Here is a 19,130-nt window from a genome sequence, read left to right on the forward strand (position 1 = left end):
TCAAAATGACCACATCGGATTCCCGCAGAAGCCGCCTCGACGCCCTCCCGGCCCACCTCCGCGCGCAGATGGAAAAGCGCCTCGCGGGCAAAGCCGGTGGCGCCCCCAAGCCTTCGACCATCCCGATCACGCCCCGCGACGGCGCGCTGCCGCTCTCGTCCGCCCAGCAGCGCCTGTGGTTCCTCAGCGAGTTCAACCCCGGCGGCAACGACTACAACTCCGGCGCCGCACTGCGGTTCACCGGCGACCTGGACGTCCCCGCGCTCACCGCCGCCATCGGTGCGCTCGCGAACCGGCATGAGTCGCTGCGCACGACGTTCCGCGAGGACGACGGCAGGCCCGTGCAGGTCGTGCACGAGTCGGTCGACATCGCCGTGCGCCAGGCCGACTGCACGGAGCAAGCGCTTGCGGACACGTTGCAGGAGGAGTTCTCCGGCGCGTTCGACCTGCGCGAGGGCCCGCTGCTGCGGGCGCTGCTGCTGCGGTTGAGTCAGCAGGAGCACGTGCTCCTGCTGACCGTGCACCACATTGCGGTCGACGGCTGGTCACTCTCGGTGCTCACCGAGGAACTGGCCGAGCTGTACGCCGGGCGCGACCTGCCCGCGCCGCGGCTGCACTACGCGGACTTCGCCGCCTGGCAGCAGGAACGGTTGACTGGTCCGTCGATGGACAAGCACCTCGCGTACTGGCGGGAAGCGCTGTCCGGGGTCGAGCCGCTGGCCCTGCCCACCGACCGCCCGCGCCCGCCCGTGCGCACCCCGGCGGGCGCCGCGCACCAGTTCACCGTGCCCGCCGCCATCACCGCCCGGCTGACGAACCTGGCGCGCGCCAACGACACCACGCTGTTCACCACCCTCATGGCGGCCTGCAAGCTGCTCGTCGCCCGCTACGGCGGCGTCGACGACGTCGCGCTGGGCACGGTCACCGCCGGGCGCGGCCTCGCCGAGCTGAACAAGGTCGTCGGGTTCTTCGTCAACACCGTCGTGCTGCGCTCCACTGTGGACCAGAAGACCAGCTTCGTCGACTTCCTGCGCGCTGTCAACGGCACCGCCCTCGACGCGTTCAGCCACGACGAGGTGCCGTTCGACCGGCTGGTGGAGGCCGTCGGCGCGCCGCGCGACCCCAGCCGCAACCCGCTGTTCGACGTCCTCGTGCTGCTGCAGAACGCCTCGCGCGGTCTGCCGAAGTTCCCCGGTCTCACCGTGCGAGAGGTGGACCTGCGCCGGTGGGCGGCCAACTTCGACCTCAGCGTCGAGTTCAGCGAGCGCGCCGACCAGCTCGACTGCGTCCTGGAGTACAGCACCGACCTGTTCGACCCGGCCACCGTCGAGCGCTTCGCCGGGCACCTGCTGACCCTGCTCGCCGGGATCGCCGCCGCCCCGGACCGGCCGATGACCGAGCTGCCCTGGCTGACCGGCACCGAACTGCGCACCGTCACCGAGGGCTGGAACGACACCGCCCTCCCCGTCGCGGCGACCACCTTCCCCGCCGTGTTCGAGGCGCAGACCCGGAGCACGCCGGACGCGACCGCGTTGGTCTACGCGGGTGAGCGCCTGACCTACGCCGAACTCAACGCCCGCGCGAACCGCGTCGCGCACCACCTCGTTGGACAGGGTGTGCGCCGTGAACAGGTAGTGGCTGTGTCGCTGCCGCGTTCGATCGATGCCGTGGTCGCCCAACTCGGTGTGTTCAAGGCGGGTGCGGTGTACCTGCCGGTCGACCCGTCGCTGCCCGCCGAGCGCCGCGCACACCTCGTCACCGACTCCGGTGCGGTCCTGGTTATCGACACAGCGCTGGACACCGCGGCGTTCGTCGACGGGCCCGACACCGACCCCGAGGTCGGGCTGCGGCCGGACAACACCGCGTACGTCATCTACACCTCCGGGTCGACCGGCAAGCCCAAGGGCGTCGCGGTCGAGCACCGGGCGCTGGTGAACCTGCTGCACAGCCACCTCGCCGACTTCGCCGGTGGCGACCGGTTGCGGGTCGCGCTGTCGGCCGTGTTCTCCTTCGACACCTCGCTCGAAGGTCCCGTCCTGATGGCGGGCGGCCACGAGCTGCACCTGCTCGGCGACGACGTGCGCCTGGACCCCGACGCGCTGGTCGCCTACGTGGTCGGCGAGCGCGTCGACTTCCTGGACCTCACCCCGTCGTACCTGCGCAAGCTGCTGCCCGCCGGGCTCCTCGCGCACCCCGACCACCAGCCCGCCGTGCTGATGCTCGGCGGTGAGGCCCTGGGTGACGACCTGTGGCGTGAGCTTGGTTCGTTGCCGGGCACCGCCGTGCACAACTTCTACGGCCCCACCGAGACCACCGTCGACGCACTGTCCACTGTGGTGTCCGGGGACCGGCCGACGATCGGCCGCCCGCTGCGCAACCTGCGGGCGTACGTGCTCGACGAGGACTTCCGCCCCGTGCCCGCCGGTGTCCCCGGTGAGCTGCACATCGCGGGCGCCCAGCTCGCGCGCGGTTACCTCGACCGCGCGGGCTTGACCGCCGACCGGTTCGTCGCGGACCCGTTCGGCGCGCCCGGTTCCCGCATGTACCGCACCGGTGACCTGGCCCGCTGGACCGCCGAGGGCACCGTGGAGTACCTGGGTCGCACCGACGACCAGGTCAAGATCCGCGGCTTCCGCATCGAGCCGGGGGAGATCGAGGCCGCGCTGCTGGCCCGCCCCGGCATCCGCGAGGCCGCCGTCGTCGCCAGGGAGGACGGTGGGCACCGCAGGCTGGTCGCCTACATCGTCGCCGGTCAGGTCGACACCACCGAACTCCGCGCTGCGTTGAAGGCGACGTTGCCGGACTACATGGTGCCCGCCGCGTTCGTCGAGCTCGACAAGCTCCCGATGACGCGCAACGGCAAGCTCGACAAGGCATCGCTGCCCGCGCCGGAGTTCAGCGCCGCCGCCGAGGCCGAGTACGTGGCCCCGCGCGACGAGACCGAGGACCTGCTGGCCCGGCTGTGGGCCGACGCGCTGGGCACCGAGCGGGTCGGGGTCACCGACAACTTCTTCGCCCTGGGCGGGGACTCGATCCTCAGCATCCAGATCGTGTCCCGGGCCCGCCAGGCCGGACTGCGGCTGACCTCCCGCGACGTGTTCGTCAACCAGACGATCGCGGAGTTGGCGCTGGTCGTCACCCGCGACACCGCGCCGGTCGAGCGGGCCGTGCCGGAGGGTCCCGCGCCGCTGACGCCGATCCAGCGCTGGTTCTTCCAGACCCACGGCCCCCGCGCGCACTTCACCATGTCCGTGCTGTTCGACCTCGCCGAGGACACCGACCTCACCGCGCTCGAGGCCGCGCTGCGGGCCGTCGTGCGCCACCACGCCGCGCTGCGCACCCGGTTCCGCCAGGTCGACGGCCAGTGGCGGCAGGAACCGGCCGACGTCCAGGTCGACCTGGCCAGGGGCGGCGGCATCGAGGCGGCCCGCGCGGAGATCGACCTCGCCGACGGCCCACTGCTGCGCGCGCTGCTGCTCGACGACGGCAGGCTGTTCCTCACCGTGCACCACCTCGTCATGGACGGCGTCTCGTGGCGCGTCCTGCTCGACGACCTGGTCACCGCCTACACCCAGCTGCGCGACCAGAAGCCGGTCGACCTGCCCGCCGTCGGCACGACCTTCGCCGAGTGGTCCCACCGGCTCGGTGACCTCGTGGCCGGTGGTGGTCTCGACTCCGCGCTGGAGCACTGGACCTCGGTTCCCGACCCGAACCCGCTGCCGGTCGACATGACCTCGGCGGGGGAGAACACCTCGGGGACCACGGCGACCGTCACCGTGCGGCTGGAGTCGGCCGTGACCGACGCCGTGCTCCGCACCGTGCCCGAGCGCTACCGCACCCGCGTCAACGACGTCCTGCTCAGCGCGCTCGGCCGGGTCCTGACCCGGTGGACCGGCGAGAACACCGCCGCGATCACCCTGGAGGGCCACGGTCGCGAGGAGGTCGTGGACGGCGCCGACCTGACCCGCACCGTCGGCTGGTTCACCACCCAGTTCCCGGTTGTGCTCGACCTGCCCGGCGGCGACTGGGACGCCGTGCTCAAGTCGGTCAAGGAGCAGCTGCGGGCGGTCCCGCACAACGGCCTGAGCTACGAGGCGCTGCGGTACCTGACCCCCGACAGCCCACTGGCCGGGCGGCCGCTGCCGCGCATCAGCTTCAACTACCACGGCCGGTTCGAGACCGACGACGAGAACGGCCCGTTCGGCGCCCGCTACGACGCGGGCCCCGAGGTCGACCCGAACGCCGAGCGCGACTTCGAGCTCGAGGTCATCGGCCTGGTCGAGTCCGACGAACTGGTGCTGAGCTGGGAGTACTCGACCGCGCTGCACCACCCGGCGACCGTGCGCAGGCTGGCGGAGGCGATGCTGGCCGAGCTGCGCGGGATCGCCGCGCACTGCGCCGCCCCCGGCTCCGGTGGCCGCACCCCGTCGGACTTCCCGCTGGCGCGCCTCACCCAGTCCCAAGTGGACACCATCGCGGGCGACGGCTCCGACATCGAGGACATCTACCCGCTGACCCCGCTGCAGGCGGGCATGGTCTTCCACAGCCTGGTCGACCCGGACAACGGCGCCTACGTCGACCAAGTCCGCCTGGTGCTCGACGGCGTCACCGAGCCCACCGCGCTGGTCGCCGCGTTCCAGACCGTCGTCGACCGCACCCCGGTGCTGCGCACGGCCGTGGTCTGGGCCGACGTCGCCGAGCCGGTGCAGGTGGTGCGCCGCGCGGTGCGGCTCGACGCCGACGTCCGCGACTGGCGCGACCTCTCCGCGCGCGACCAGGACAAGGCCCTGTCCCACCTGCTCGCCGAGGACCGCGCCCGAGAGTTCACTTTGGACACCGCGCCGCTAATGCGCATCTCCGTGCTTCGGCTGACCGAGGACCGGGTGCTGCTGGTCTGGGCGTCGCACCACGTGCTGCTCGACGGGTGGAGCACCGCGCAGGTCTTCGGTGAGGTCGTCGAGCGCTACACCGCGCTGGTCGAGGGAACCACGCCCGCCGCGCCGGTGCGCAGGCCGTTCCGCGACCACGTGCGCTGGCTGTCCGAACAGGACAACGCGGCCGCTGACGCGCACTGGGCCGGGGTGCTGGCCGGGTTCGCCGAGCCCGTGGCAGTGCCGTGGGACCACGCTCCCGCGCAGGCACACCGCACCGAGTCGAGCGCGTCGGTCAAGACCGTGATCGACCCGGCCGAGTCCGAGCGGCTGCGCGCCGCCGCGCAGCGGGCCGGACTGACCGTCAACACCGTCGTCCAGGGCGCGTGGGCGCTGCTGCTGGCGCGGTGGGCGGGCACGACCGACGTCGTGTTCGGCACCACAGTGTCCGGCCGCCCCGCCGAGCTGTCCGGCGTCGAGTCCATGGTCGGCATGTTCATCAACACCGTCCCGACCCGGGTTCTCGCCGACCCCTCTCGTCCGGCCGGGGCGTGGCTGCGCGACATCCAGGCCGCGCAGAGCGAGTCCCGCCGGTTCGACTACCTCGCGCTGTCCCGCATCCAGTCCCACAGCGCGGTCGAGCCGGGCGCGGCGCTGTTCGACAGCGTCGTCGTGTTCGAGAACTACCCGTTCGAGGACGCCTCTCGTGAAGGCGGTGTGCGGGTCGCCGAGGTCACGGCGGTCGACACGACGAACCTCCCGCTCACGCTGTCCGCGCACGTCGACGACCGGGTGCACCTCGACCTGGGCTACGACCCCGCGCTGCTCGACCCCGCGACCGCCGAGCGGGTCGCGAGCTGGCTGCGCACGCTGGTGACCGCGTTGGTGCAGGACCAGGACCGGGCCATCGGCGCGCTGCCCTGGGTGTCCACTGAGGACCACGAGCGGGTGCTCCGCGCGTTCAACGACACCGACCACCCGCTGCCGTACGAGCCGCTGACCGAGGTGTTCGAGCGGCAGGCCGCCCGCACCCCGGACGCGACCGCGCTGGTGTTCGGCAACCGCGCGCTGAGCTTCGCCGAGGTCGAGTCCGCCGCGAACCGGTTGGCGCACAAGCTGATCGCCGATGGTGCCGGTCCGGAGACCGTCGTCGCGCTGACCATGCCCCGGTCGGCCGACACGGTCATCGCGATCCTCGCCGTCGGCAAGGCGGGCGCGGCGTTCCTGCCCGTCGACCCGACCCTGCCCGCCGAGCGGGTCGCGTACCTGCTCGACGACGCCAAGCCGGTGCTGGTGCTCGACGGCACGACCGACACCAGCGGTTTCCCCGAGACCAGCCCCGGTCGGGAGATCCGGCCGGAGCAGGCCGCGTACGTCATCTACACCTCGGGCTCCACCGGCCGCCCCAAGGGCGTCGTGATCAGCCAGGGCAACCTGTCCGCGCTGCACCAGGACCACCGGGTCGACATCACCAGCGTCGACCGCACCCGGTTCGCGCTGACCGCGACCTTCTCCTTCGACACCTCGCTGGAAGGCCTGCTGTTCCTCGTCGACGGGCACGAGGTGCACGTCATCGACTCGGACCTGCGGATCGACCCGGCCGCGTTCGTCGACTACATCAGCACCCGCGGCATCGAGTACGTCGACCTCACCCCCACCCACGCCACGCACCTGGCCGCCGCCGGGCTGCTGGACAGCGGGCTCAAGGTGCTCATGCTCGGCGGCGAGGCGCTGTCGGAGAAGCTGTGGCGCGACGCCCAGGCCAAGGGGCTGCGGGTCGTGAACTACTACGGCCCCACCGAGACCACGGTGGACGCCACCGTCCTGTTCTCCGGTGAGGCCGAGCGGCCGCTGATCGGTCGACCGCTGCGCAACACCCAGGCGTACGTGCTCGACGAGAACCTGGACCCGCTGCCGCCGGGTGTCCCCGGCGAGCTCTACCTCGCGGGCGTCCAGGTCGCGCGCGGCTACCTGGACCGCGCCGGGCTGACGGCGGACCGGTTCATCGCCGACCCGTTCGGCGCGTCCGGCACCCGCATGTACCGCACCGGCGACCGCGTGCGGTGGACCGAGAACGGCCTGCTGGACTACCTGGGCCGCGCCGACGACCAGGTCAAGATCCGCGGCTTCCGCATCGAGCCCGGCGAGATCGCGGCGGTGCTGCGGGAGCAGGCCGGGATCAGCGACGCTGCCGTGGTCCCGTTCAGCGACGCCACCGGCACCCGCCTGGTCGCCTACGTCGTCGGGACGGCCGAGGGTGACCTGCGCGCCGAGTTGGCCAAGCAGCTGCCGGACTACATGGTGCCCGCCGCCGTCGTGGCGCTGCCCGCGTTGCCGGTCAACGCCAGCGGCAAGCTCGACCGCCGCGCCCTGCCCGCGCCCGAGTTCGCCGCGACGGCCACGCACGTCGAGCCCCGCACCGAGGCTGAGCGCGTTGTCGCCGCCGCGTGGGCCGAGGTTCTCCGCGTGTCCGAGGTCGGCGCCGAGGACAACTTCTTCGCCCTCGGTGGCGACTCGATCCTCAGCATCCAGGTCGTGTCCCGGCTGCGCACCGCGTTCGGCACTCAGATCTCCCCGCGCGCGGTGTTCGACCACCCGACCGTCGCGGCGCTCGCCAGGGCCGTCCCGGTGGAGCGAACCGACGCGATCCCCGTGGTCGACCACAGTGGACCGGTCCCGCAATCGTTTGCGCAGCGCAGGCTCTGGTTCTTGGACCAGTTCGAGCCGGGTGACACCGAGTACGTCAGCCCGACCGCGCTGCGCCTGACCGGCCCGCTCGACGTGACCGCCCTGACCGCCGCGCTGACCGGCCTCATCGCCCGGCACGAGTCGCTGCGCACCACGTTCGACGAGGTCGGCGGCGAGGCCGTGCAGATCGTGCGCGAGCCGTACCTGGCCGACCTGGTCGTGGTGGACGGCGACCCCGAGAAGGCCTTGACGCGGGAAGCGGCCCAGCCGTTCGACCTGCGTCAAGGGCCGTTGCTGCGCACCACGTTGGTGCGGGTCGCGCCGCAGGAGCACGTGCTCGTGCTGACGCTGCACCACATCATCACCGACGGCTGGTCGACCGCCGTCCTCACCGACGACCTCGCCGCGCTCTACCGCGCCGAACTGTCCGGTGTGGAGGCCGAACTCCCCGCCATCCCCGTCCGCTACACCGACTTCACCGTGTGGCAGCGCGACCAGGGCAGCGACGTCGACTTCTGGCAGGCCGCGCTGGCCGGGATCGAGCCGCTGGAGCTGCCGACCGACCGACCGCGCCCCGCCGTGCGCACCACCTCGGGCGCCAAGCACGAGTTCACCCTGCCCGCAGCCACCAGCGACGCGCTGCGCCAGGTCGGCCGCCGGGTCGACGGCACCCTGTTCACCACCCTGCTCGCCGCCTGCCAGGTCCTGTTCGCCCGCTACAGCGGCCAGTCCGACATCACCCTGGGCACCGTCGCCTCCGGCCGGGACCGCGCCGAGCTGGAGCGGGTCGTCGGGTTCTTCGTCAACACCGTCGTGCTCCGCTCCACTGTGGACTTGCGGGCGCCGTTCGCCCAGATCCTCGCCGGGGCCCGGGCCACCGCCCTGGAGGCCTTCGCCCACCAGGACGTGCCGTTCGAGCGCGTCGTGGACGCGGTCGCCCCGGTGCGCGACACCAGCCGCAGCCCGCTGTTCGACGTGATGGTGCTGCTGCAGAACACCCCCGACGAGGTGCCCGCCATCGCCGGGCTCACCGTCGCCGAGGTCGACCTCCCGGTCACCACCTCCACCCACGACCTGACCGTCGAGTTCCAGGAGTCGGCCGACGGGCTGCGCGGCGCGGTCGAGTTCAACCCGGACCTGTTCGACCCCGCGACCGTCGAGCGCCTCACCGGGCACCTCACGGCGCTGCTCACCGCGATCGCGGCCGACCCGGACCAGGTCGCCGGTGACATCGACCTGCTCGACGCCGCCGAGCGGCAGCGCGTCGAGGCCTGGCAGGGCACCCGCGAGGGCGAGTTCCCGCCGCTGACCAGGCTGTTCGCCGAGCAGGCCGCCCGCGTCCCGGACGCCGACGCCGTCGTGTTCGGCACCGACCGGCGCACCTTCGCGCAGGTGGAGTCCGCCGCGAACCAGCTCGCCCGCTACCTCGTCGCCCGCGGCGCCGGACCGGAGCGCCTCGTCGCGCTCGCCCTGCCCCGCTCGGCCGACGTGGTCGTCGCGATCCTGGCCACGCTCAAGTCCGGCGCCGCCTACCTGCCGATCGACACGACCCTCCCGACGGAGCGGGTCGAGTTCCTGCTCGCCGACGCCGCGCCCACCGTCGTGCTCGACACCATCCCGGACCTGACCGGCTGGGACGACACGGACCTCGGTGTCGACCCGCACCCGCGCGGCGCCGCCTACGTGATCCACACCTCCGGCTCCACCGGCACCCCCAAGGGCGTCGTGGTCGACCACGGCAACCTGGCCGCGCTCGCCGCCCACCAGCGCGCCGACCTGATCGACCCGCTCGGCCCAGGCCTGCGCTACGGCCAGACCTCGGTGTTCTCCTTCGACACCGCCGTGGAGGGCCTGCTGTTCCTGGCGGCCGGGCACACCCTGCACGTCATCGACGACGACACCCGGCTCGACCCGCACGCCCTGGTCGGCTACGCGACCGAGCACCTCGACGTGCTGGACGTGACCCCCGCGCACGCCCGCCGACTCGTCGAGGCCGGGCTGCTCGACGCCGGTCTCCGCGTGCTGACCCTCGGTGGCGAGGCCATCGACCCGGCGCTGTGGCGCGACCTGGCGGCCGCCGACCTCACCGCGGTCAACCTCTACGGGCCGACCGAGGTCACCGTGGACGCCACCCGGGCCAAGATCACCGGTGAGCGCGCCACGATCGGCAGTCCGCTGTCCACCACCCGCGCCTACGTGCTCGACCAGGACGGCCACCAGCAGCCGATCGGCGTGCCCGGCGAGCTGTTCCTGGCGGGTCCGCAGGTCACGCGCGGCTACCTCGGGCGACCGGGCCTCACCGCGGACCGGTTCGCCGCCGACCCGTTCGGCGCCCCCGGCACCCGCATGTACCGCACCGGCGACCGGGCGCGGTGGCTGGCGGACGGGACCCTGGAGTTCCTCGGCCGCGCCGACGACCAGGTCAAGATCCGCGGCCACCGGGTCGAGCCGGGCGAGGTCACCGCCGCGCTGCTGCGGCACGAGGACGTCCGCGACGCCGCTGTCGTCGCCCGACCGCACGGCGGCCACCTGCGGCTCGTCGGCTACGTCGTGGGGTCGGACGCCGACTTCGGCGCGTTCCTGCGGCTGGCGCTGCCGGACTACATGGTGCCGTCGGCGTTCGTGCTGCTCGACCGGCTCCCGGTCACCCACAACGGCAAGCTCGACCACCGCGCCCTCCCGGAGCCGGTGGCGGTGGCCACCACGCACGTGCCGCCGCGACCGGGCACGGAGACCACGCTCGCCGACATCTGGGCCGAGGTCCTCGGCGTGCCCCAGGTCGGCGCGGCGGACAACTTCTTCGCCCTCGGCGGCGACTCGATCCTGAGCATGCAGGTCGTGTCCCAGGCCAGGGCGGCGGGGCTGGCCATCACCTCCAAGGACGTGTTCGTCCGGCAGACCGTCGCCGAACTCGCCACCGTCGCCACCGCGACCACCACCGCCGTCGCGCGGCCGGTCATCACCGGTCCCGCGCCGCTGACCCCGATCCAGCACTGGTTCTTCGCCACCCACGCCCCGGACCAGCGCGACCACTTCACCATGGCGATGACCTTCGCCCTGGCCCCCGACGTCGACCACGCCCGGCTGCTCGCCGCCGTCGGCCGCGTCGTCGACCACCACCCGGCCCTGCGCACCCGGTTCTTTCAGACCGACGCCGGGTGGGTGCAGGAGCCGACCGACTCGGGTGTCACCGACCGGATCGACATCGCCTCGGGCCGGGTGGTGCGGGCGGCCGTCGAGCACGACCAGTTGCGGCTGGAGGTCCACCACCTGGTGATCGACGCCGTGTCGTGGCGCGTCGTGCTCGCCGACCTGGAACGCGCGTACCGGGGCGAGTTCCTGGCCCCGGCTGTCCCGTTCGGACAGTGGGCGCACCAGTTGGCCGACCTGACCGTCGGCGGCGGGTTCGACGCCGACCTGGCGCACTGGCAGACGATCCCGGAGACGCCTGCCCTCCCGGTGGACGGCACCGGTGACAAGGACGTGGCCGCCGGGTTCAGCGTGTCGCTGCCCGCGCCGGTCACCGACGCGCTGCTGCACCAGGTCCCGGACGTGTACCGCACCCAGGTCAACGACGTGCTGCTCGCCGCGCTCGCCAAGGCCGTCACCGACTGGACCGGTCAGCCGCACGCGCTGATCACCCTGGAGGGCCACGGCCGCGAGGAGGTCGTCGACGGCCTCGACATCGGCGGCACGGTCGGCTGGTTCACCAGCCAGTTCCCGGTGGCGCTGCCCGTCGCCGAGCAGTGGGCCGACACCCTCAAGACCGTCAAGGAGTCGCTGCGCGCGATCCCGAACCGGGGTCTGGGCTACGAGGCGCTGCGCTACCTCAAGGGCACCCTGGACCACACGCCCGAGCCGGAGATCGCGTTCAACTACCTCGGCCGCTGGGACGCCGGTGACGCCTCCGGTGACCTGCTGCGCGAGCAGGTCGCCGACCCCGAGCGCCAAGGCCCGGTCATGCCGCGCAGCCACCTGCTCGACGTCACGGCCGCTGTCACCGATGGTGTGCTGACCCTGGACTGGGAGTACGCGCCCGCCATCCACGACGAGACCACGGTCCGCGCCGTGGCCGACCGGGTGCTGGCCGCGCTGCGGGAGATCGTCGCGCACTGCGCCGAGCCGGGCGCCGGTGGTCGCACCCCGTCGGACTTCCCGCTGGCCCGCCTCAGCCAGTCCGAAGTGGACTCGCTGGTCGGCGACGGCTCGGACGTCGTCGACATCTACCCGCTCACCCCGCTGCAGGCCGGGATGCTTTTCCACGGGCTGCTCGACGCCGAGTCCTACGTCAACCGCACCCATGTGCGGCTGCGCGGGGTCACCGACGTGCGGCGCCTCGGCCAGGCCTGGCACGACGTCGCCGACCGGAACCCGGTGCTGCGCAGCCGCGTCGTGTGGCAGGGCGTGGCGGAGCCGGTGCAGGTCGTGCACGCGGGCTCCCAGGTCTCGGTGGAGCACGGGCCGATCGGCGAGGTCGGCATCGACCTGGTCACCGGGCCGCTCACCCGGGTCGTGCTGCACGAGGTCGAGCCCGGTGTGGTCGACCTGCTGTGGGTCTCGCACCACCTGCTGCTCGACGGCTGGAGCACCGCCCAGGTGTTCTCCGACGTCCTCGCCGCCTACGCCGGGGCGACCCTGCCCGCGCGCAGGCCGTTCCGCGACTACCTGGCCTGGCTCGCCGAGCAGGACTCGAGGGCGGCCGAGCGGCACTGGCGGGCCGTGCTCGACGGCGTGGAGGGACCGACGGCGCTGCCGTACGACCGCCCGCCGGTCGACGCGCACCGGTCCCAGTCCAGCGCCCACGTCCGCGCCGCGTTCCCGGTCGGCGACGTCGGATCGCACGGCCTGACGCTGAACACGGTCGTGCAGGCCGCGTGGGCGTTGCTGCTGTCGCGCTACAGCGGCGACCGCGAGGTCGTCTTCGGCACCACGGTGTCCGGTCGGCCCGCCGACCTGCCCGGGGTCGAGGACATGGTCGGCATGTTCATCAACACCGTCGCCAGCCGCGTGCTGGTCGAGACCCGGGGCAGCGCCCTGCCCTGGCTGCGCGGGGTGCAGGCCGCCCAGGCCGAGTCCCGCCGGTTCGACCACGTCTCGCTGGCGCAGGTCCAGGCGTGGAGCGGCGTCGGGTCCCTGTTCGACAGCGTCGTCGCGTTCGAGAACTTCCCCGACGGCGCCGAGACCGACGGCGCGCCGGACGTGGAGACCGTCGACGGCGCGGAGGCGACCACCCTCGCGCTGAGCCTGTCCGCGCACCTGGACGGCGACCGGCTGCGGGTGGAACTCGGCTACGACCCGGCGCTGTTCGCCGACACCACGGCGCGGACCCTCGTCGACCGGTTGGTCGCCCTGGTGTCCGCGCTGACCGACGACCCCACGCGTGAGCTGGGCCAGTTGCCGTGGCTCACCGACACCGAGCACGCGCTCGTCGTCGACGTGTGGAACGAGACCGCCGCCGACGTCGAGCCGGTGACCTTCCCGCGGCTCGTCCGCGGTGAGGCGGGAGTGGTCGCGGTCGAGCAAGGGGACCGGGCGCTCACCTACGCCGAGCTGGACGCCGCCGCGAACCGCGTCGCGCACCTGCTGCACTCGTTGGGCGCACGACCCGAGCAGGTCGTCGCGCTGCTGATGCCCCGGTCGATCGACCTCGTGGTCGCGCAGCTGGCCGTGCTCAAAGCGGGCGCCGCGTACCTGCCGATCGACCCGAACTACCCGGCCGAGCGGATCGCGTTCATGCTCGACGACGCCCAGCCGGTGATCACGCTGGACGCGCTGCCGGACGCCGGGAGCTTCCCGGACACCGCGCCCGAGGTGGCCACCGCGGTCGACTCGCCCGCGTACGTCATCTACACCTCCGGGTCGACCGGGCGGCCCAAGGGCGTCGTGGTCACCCACCGGGGGCTGGCGAACTTCGCCGCCGCCGAGGCCGCGCGGTTCGACGTGCGGGCCGGGGACCGGGTGCTGGCGTTCTCCTCGCCGAGCTTCGACGCCTCGGTGCTGGAGCTGTGCATGGCGCTGCCCGCCGGGGCGACGCTGGTCGTCCCGCCCGCCGGGCCGCTGGTGGGGGAACCGCTGGGGGCCGCGCTGCGGGACCTGCGGATCACCCACACGCTGATCCCGCCGGTCGCGCTGGCGACCGTGCCGGACGTCGAGCTGCCGGACCTGCGGACCCTGGTCGTCGGTGGTGACGCGTCGTCGGCGGACCTGGTCCGCCGCTGGGCGCCGCGCACCGGGCTGATCAACGCCTACGGCCCGACCGAGGTGACCGTGGTCGCCACGTGGACCGCGCCGCTGTCGGCTTCCGCCGGGGCGCCGCCGATCGGGCGACCGCTGCCGAACACCCGCGCGTACGTGCTCGACGACGACCTCCGGCCGGTGCCGCCTGGTGTCCCGGGAGAGCTGTACGTCGCAGGCGTCGGCTTGGCCCGTGGGTATCTGGGTCGCCCCGGGATGACGGCGTCGCGATTCCTGGCGAACCCGTTCGACGGTGGACGGATGTACCGGACCGGCGACGTCGTGCGCTGGACGGCCGATGGCGAGCTGGTGTTCGTCGGTCGAGCCGATGACCAGGTCAAGGTGCGCGGGTTCCGGATCGAACTCGGCGAGATCGAGTCCGTGATCGGCGCCCAGGCCGGGGTGTCGGCGGTGGCCGTGGTCGTCCGGGAGGACGAGCCGGGGGTCAAGCGGCTGGTCGCGTACGTGGTCGGGTCCTCGGCCGGGCTGCGCGAGGCGCTGTCGACCTCGCTGCCCGAGCACATGGTCCCGGCGGCGTTCGTCGAACTGGGCGCGCTTCCGTTGACCACCAACGGCAAGCTCGACCGGCGTGCGCTACCCGTTCCGGAGTGGACGGACAACGGCGACTTCGTGGCGCCGCGCACCGAGGCCGAGCGGGTCGTGGCCGGTGCGTGGGCCGAGGTGCTCGGGGTCGCCCAGGTTGGCGCGACGGACAACTTCTTCGCCCTCGGTGGCGACTCGATCCTGAGCATCCGCGTCGTGGCTCGACTGCGCGACGCGCTCGGCACCGATGTCTCGCCCCGGCTCCTGTTCGACAACCCGACGGTCGCCGGACTGGCCACCGCACTCGGGGGCGCGCCCGCCGCCGAGATCATTCCGGCGCTGCCCGACGCGGCCTCCTCGCCGCTGTCGTTCGCGCAGCAGCGGTTGTGGTTCCTGCAGGAGTTCGAGCCGAACAGCACCGAGTACGTGACGCCACTCGCGGTGCGCCTGCGCGGGCCGCTGGACCTGGGCGCGCTCGAAGCGGCCATGACGGCGCTCTCAGCGCGGCACGAGTCGCTGCGGACCACGTTCCACGGCGAGGACGGGCAGGGCACGCAGGTCGTGCACCCGGCCACCACCGTGGCCGTGCCGGTCGTGGACATCACCGAGTCCGGGCTGGCCGCCGCGCTGGACCGGGTGGCCGCGGAGCCGTTCGACCTGGTCACCGGGCCGCTGGTGCGCCCGGTCGTGTTCCGGGTCGACCCGCGCGACCACGTGCTGGCGCTGACCATGCACCACATCGTCACCGACGGGTGGTCCGCGGGCGTGCTGATGGCCGACCTGGCCGAGCTGTACCGGGCCGAGGTCGAGGGCGGCGAGCCCGACCTGCCCGTGCTTCCCGTGCGGTACCGGGACTTCGCGGCCTGGCAGCGCGGGCGCACCGACGTGCTGGCCACGCAGCTCGACCACTGGAAGTCGCAGTTGGCCGGGGTTCCCGCGCTGGAACTGCCGACAGACCGACCGCGCCCGGCCGTGCACACGACCTCTGGCGCGCAGGTGCCGTTCACGGTGCCCGCCGAGGTCGCGGACCGGCTGCGGGCGGTGGCGCGGGAGCAGGACGCCACGCTGTTCATGGTGCTGGTCGCGGCGACGCAGACCTTGCTGCACCGCTTCACCGGCCAGGACGACATCGCCGTCGGCACGGTCGCGGCGGGTCGGGACCACCCCGATCTGCACAACCTGATCGGCTTCTTCGTCAACACCCTCGTGCTGCGCTCCACTGTGGACTCCTCGGAGCCGTTCGCCGGGTTCGTCGGGCGGGTGCGGTCGACGGTGCTCGACGCGTTCGCCAACCAGGACGTGCCGTTCGAGCGGGTCGTGGACGCGGTGGCGCCGGAGCGCGACACCAGCAGGACGCCGCTGTTCCAGGCGATGGTCGTGCTGCAGAACGCCGTGGGGCGCGCGTCGGGGCTCACCGGGCTTGAGGCATCCGACGTGTCGTTCCCTGTGGTCACGGCGGCCTACGACGTGACCGTCGAGTTCCACGAGGTCGAGGACGGCGGGCTGCACGCGACGCTGGACTACAACACCGACCTGTTCGACTCGGCGACCGCTGACCGACTTGTCGCCGGGCTGGACGTGTTGCTGGCGGCCGCTTCGGCGGAGCCGACGACTCGCCTCGGGTCGTTGCCGGTGCTGACCGAGCAGGACCGCGAGCGCGTGCTGGTCAGCTGGAACGACACGGCTGTCGCGACCGAGCCGAAGACCGTGCCCGAGTTGGTGCGCGGCCAGGCCACCGCGCGACCGGATGCCCCGGCGATCATCAGTGGTGACACGGTGATCACGTGGGGCGAGCTGGACGCGCGCACCGACCGGGTCGCGCGGGCACTCGTCGCCGCTGGTGCTGGGCCGGAGGAGGTCGTCGCTGTCCGATTGGGACGGTCGCCGGAGCTGATCATCGCGGAACTCGCGGTGACCAAGGCCGGGGCGGCGTTCCTGCCGATCGACCCGAACTACCCGGACGACCGCATCGCGTACATGCTCGACGACGCGCGACCGGTGCTGGTGCTCGATTCCACGCTGCCGGAGTCGGACGAGGGCGACCTGCCGGTGCCCGCGCTCACCAACCCGGCGTACGTGATCTACACCTCCGGGTCGACCGGGCGGCCGAAGGGCGTCGTCGTCACCCACGCCGGTCTGGCGAGCTTCGCCGCCGCGGAGGTCTCGCGGTTCGACGTGCGGCCGGATGACCGGGTGCTGGCGTTCTCGTCGCCGAGCTTCGACGCGTCGGTGCTGGAGCTGTGCATGGCGCTGGGGGCAGGGGCCGCTGTGGTGGTCCCGCCGCCGGGGCCGCTGCTGGGTGAGCAGCTCGGGTCCGTCCTGGTCGAGCAGCGCATCTCGCACACGCTGATCCCACCGGTCGCGCTGGCCACGGTTCCCGAGGTCGATCTGCCCGCGCTGCGGACGCTCGTCGTCGGCGGTGACGCGTGCTCGGCCGAGCTGGTGACCAGGTGGGCGCCGGGCCGCCGGATGATCAACGCGTACGGGCCGACCGAGTCCACTGTGGTCGCGACGTGGAGTTCGCCGCTGTCGCCCGGCGGCGTGCCGCCGATCGGTCGACCGATCGACAACACGCGCGCCTACGTGCTGGACGCGGACCTCTCACCGGTGCCGGTTGGCGTGCCGGGTGAGCTGTACGTCGCCGGTGTGGGCTTGGCTCGTGGGTATCTGGGTCGCCCCGGGTTGACGGCGTCGCGGTTCTTGGCGAACCCGTTCGACGGTGGGCGGATGTACCGCACGGGCGACGTGGTGCGCTGGACGGTCGACGGGGAGTTGGTGTTCGTCGGTCGGGCTGATGACCAGGTGAAGGTGCGCGGGTTCCGGATCGAGCTCGGCGAGGTCGAGTCGGCGCTTCGGGCACACCCCGACGTCGTCGACGCTGCTGCCGCCGTGCACACCGACCCGGCCGGGCACAAGCGCCTCGTCGGCTACGTCGCCGGACCGTCGCTCCCGGACAGTGCCGCGTTGCGCGAGTTCCTGACCGCGACGCAACCGGACCACCTGGTGCCGACGGCGTTCGTCCCGCTCGCGACGTTGCCGGTGTCGCCGAACGGCAAGGTCGACCGCAAGGCGTTGCCCGCGCCGGACCTGACCGTCAGCACCGTCGCCTACGTCGCACCGTCGACGCCGGTGGAGGAGGCGCTGGCCAAGGTCTGGGCCGATGTCCTCGGCGTGGGCCGGGTCGGGCTGGCGGACAACTTCTTCGCCCTCGGCGGTGACTCGATCCTGAGCATCCAGGTGGCGGCCCGGGCTCGTCAGGCGGGCCTGAAGGTCGCCACGAAGGACCTGTTCCTGCACCAGACGATCGCCGACCTGGCGCCGGTGGTGACCTTTGTGGACGTCAACGCCGACCGCGAGGTGGTCACCGGGCCGGTTCCGCTGACCCCGATCCAGCGCTGGTTCTTCGAGTCGCCGCGGGCCGCGCACCACCACTTCAACCAGGCCCACTACGTCGAGTTGGCAGTGGAGCCCGACATCGCCGCGCTGCGCGACGCCCTGTCGGCGCTGACCACCCACCACGACGGGCTGCGCCTGCGCTACGCCAGGGACGAGGACGGCTGGCGGCAGTGGAACGCCGACGTCGCCGACGAATCCTTTGTGGATCTGGTGTCGGTTGCCTCCGAGGCGGAGGCCGAGCAGGTCGCCGACGCGGTGCACGCCGGGTTCGACCTGGAGACCGGGCCGCTGCTGCGCGCCGTGCTGTTCCGCTTCCCGGACCGGTTCCGGCTCCTGCTCGTCGCCCACCACCTGGTCGTCGACGGCGTGTCCTGGCGGATCCTGCTCGACGACCTGGACACCGCCTACCACCAGATCCGCCGCGGCGAGCCGATCGACCTGGGCGCCAAGACGACCTCGTTCCAGGAGTGGTCGCGCAAGCTCACCGAGCACGTCACCACCGGCGGCCTCGACGACGAACTCCCGTACTGGCGCTCGGTGTCGGCCATCGCGCCGCTGCCCGTCGACAGCCCGGCAGGCGTCCCCTCGGTGGACGCGGTGTCGGTGTCGCTGAGCACCGAGGCGACCGACGCCCTGTTGCGCGGCGCGCCGACCGCGTACCGCACCCGGGTGAACGACGTCCTGCTCGCCGCCCTGGCCTGGTCCCTCGGCCGCTGGACCGGCGAGTCCCGGGTCGCCGTCCACCTGGAGGGCCACGGCCGCGAGGACGTCCTCCCCGACACCGACCTCTCCCGCACCGTCGGCTGGTTCACCACGATGTTCCCGGTCGGCCTCGACGTCCCCCAGGGCCCGTGGCGCACCGTGGTCAAGGACATCCGCAAGCAACTGCGCAAACTGCCCGGCAACGGCTTCGGCTACAGCGCCCTGCGCTACCTGGGCACCCTCGAAGACGCCCCCGAACCCGAGGTCTCCTTCAACTACCTCGGCCAATTCGACTCCCGCTCCGCCGAGGAATCCACCACCCTCTTCGCCGAAACCCTCGGCGCCCTCGGCGCCGACCACCACCCCACCGACCGCACCGGCCACCTCATCGACATCGTCGGCGAATCCACCAACGGCCGCCTCGAGTTCGCCTGGTACTACGCCGCCGACCGTTATTCCCGGTCGACGATCGAAGCGGTGGCAGCGGAGTTCGAGGCAGCGCTGCTGGCCATCGCGGAAGACTGCGCGGGTGGGCGATGAGTTGTCCACAAGGGGTGGAGTTGTCCACGGACTCGACTCTCAGCCTCACTGTGCTTGCGTGCCGCTCGGTAGGAACTTGTTTTGCGCGGGGCCTCTACGACACCCGTGGCAGGACCGCAAAGCAGGGGCCGAAAAGCATGGCCCTGTCCGCTACCG

At 72.7% G+C, this 19,130-nt stretch carries 1 protein-coding gene; it reads left to right on the forward strand.

Translation table 11 applies throughout. The features are described 5' to 3' along the window. Positions 1-5: 5 nt before the first annotated feature. Entirely contained in the window at positions 6-18,974 is an 18,969-nt protein-coding gene (locus LV79_RS12565) for a non-ribosomal peptide synthase/polyketide synthase (RefSeq protein WP_372495316.1), read from the forward strand. The last annotated feature ends 156 nt before the right edge of the window (positions 18,975-19,130 follow it).

Source organism: Actinokineospora globicatena, assembly GCF_024171945.1.
GTDB classification, from domain to species: domain Bacteria; phylum Actinomycetota; class Actinomycetes; order Mycobacteriales; family Pseudonocardiaceae; genus Actinokineospora; species Actinokineospora globicatena.

Bases quoted from the DNA above. Each gene is read 5' to 3' on its own strand.
- LV79_RS12565 (WP_372495316.1), top strand. From the start codon at position 6: ATGACCACATCGGATTCCCGCAGAAGCCGCCTCGACGCCCTCCCGGCC.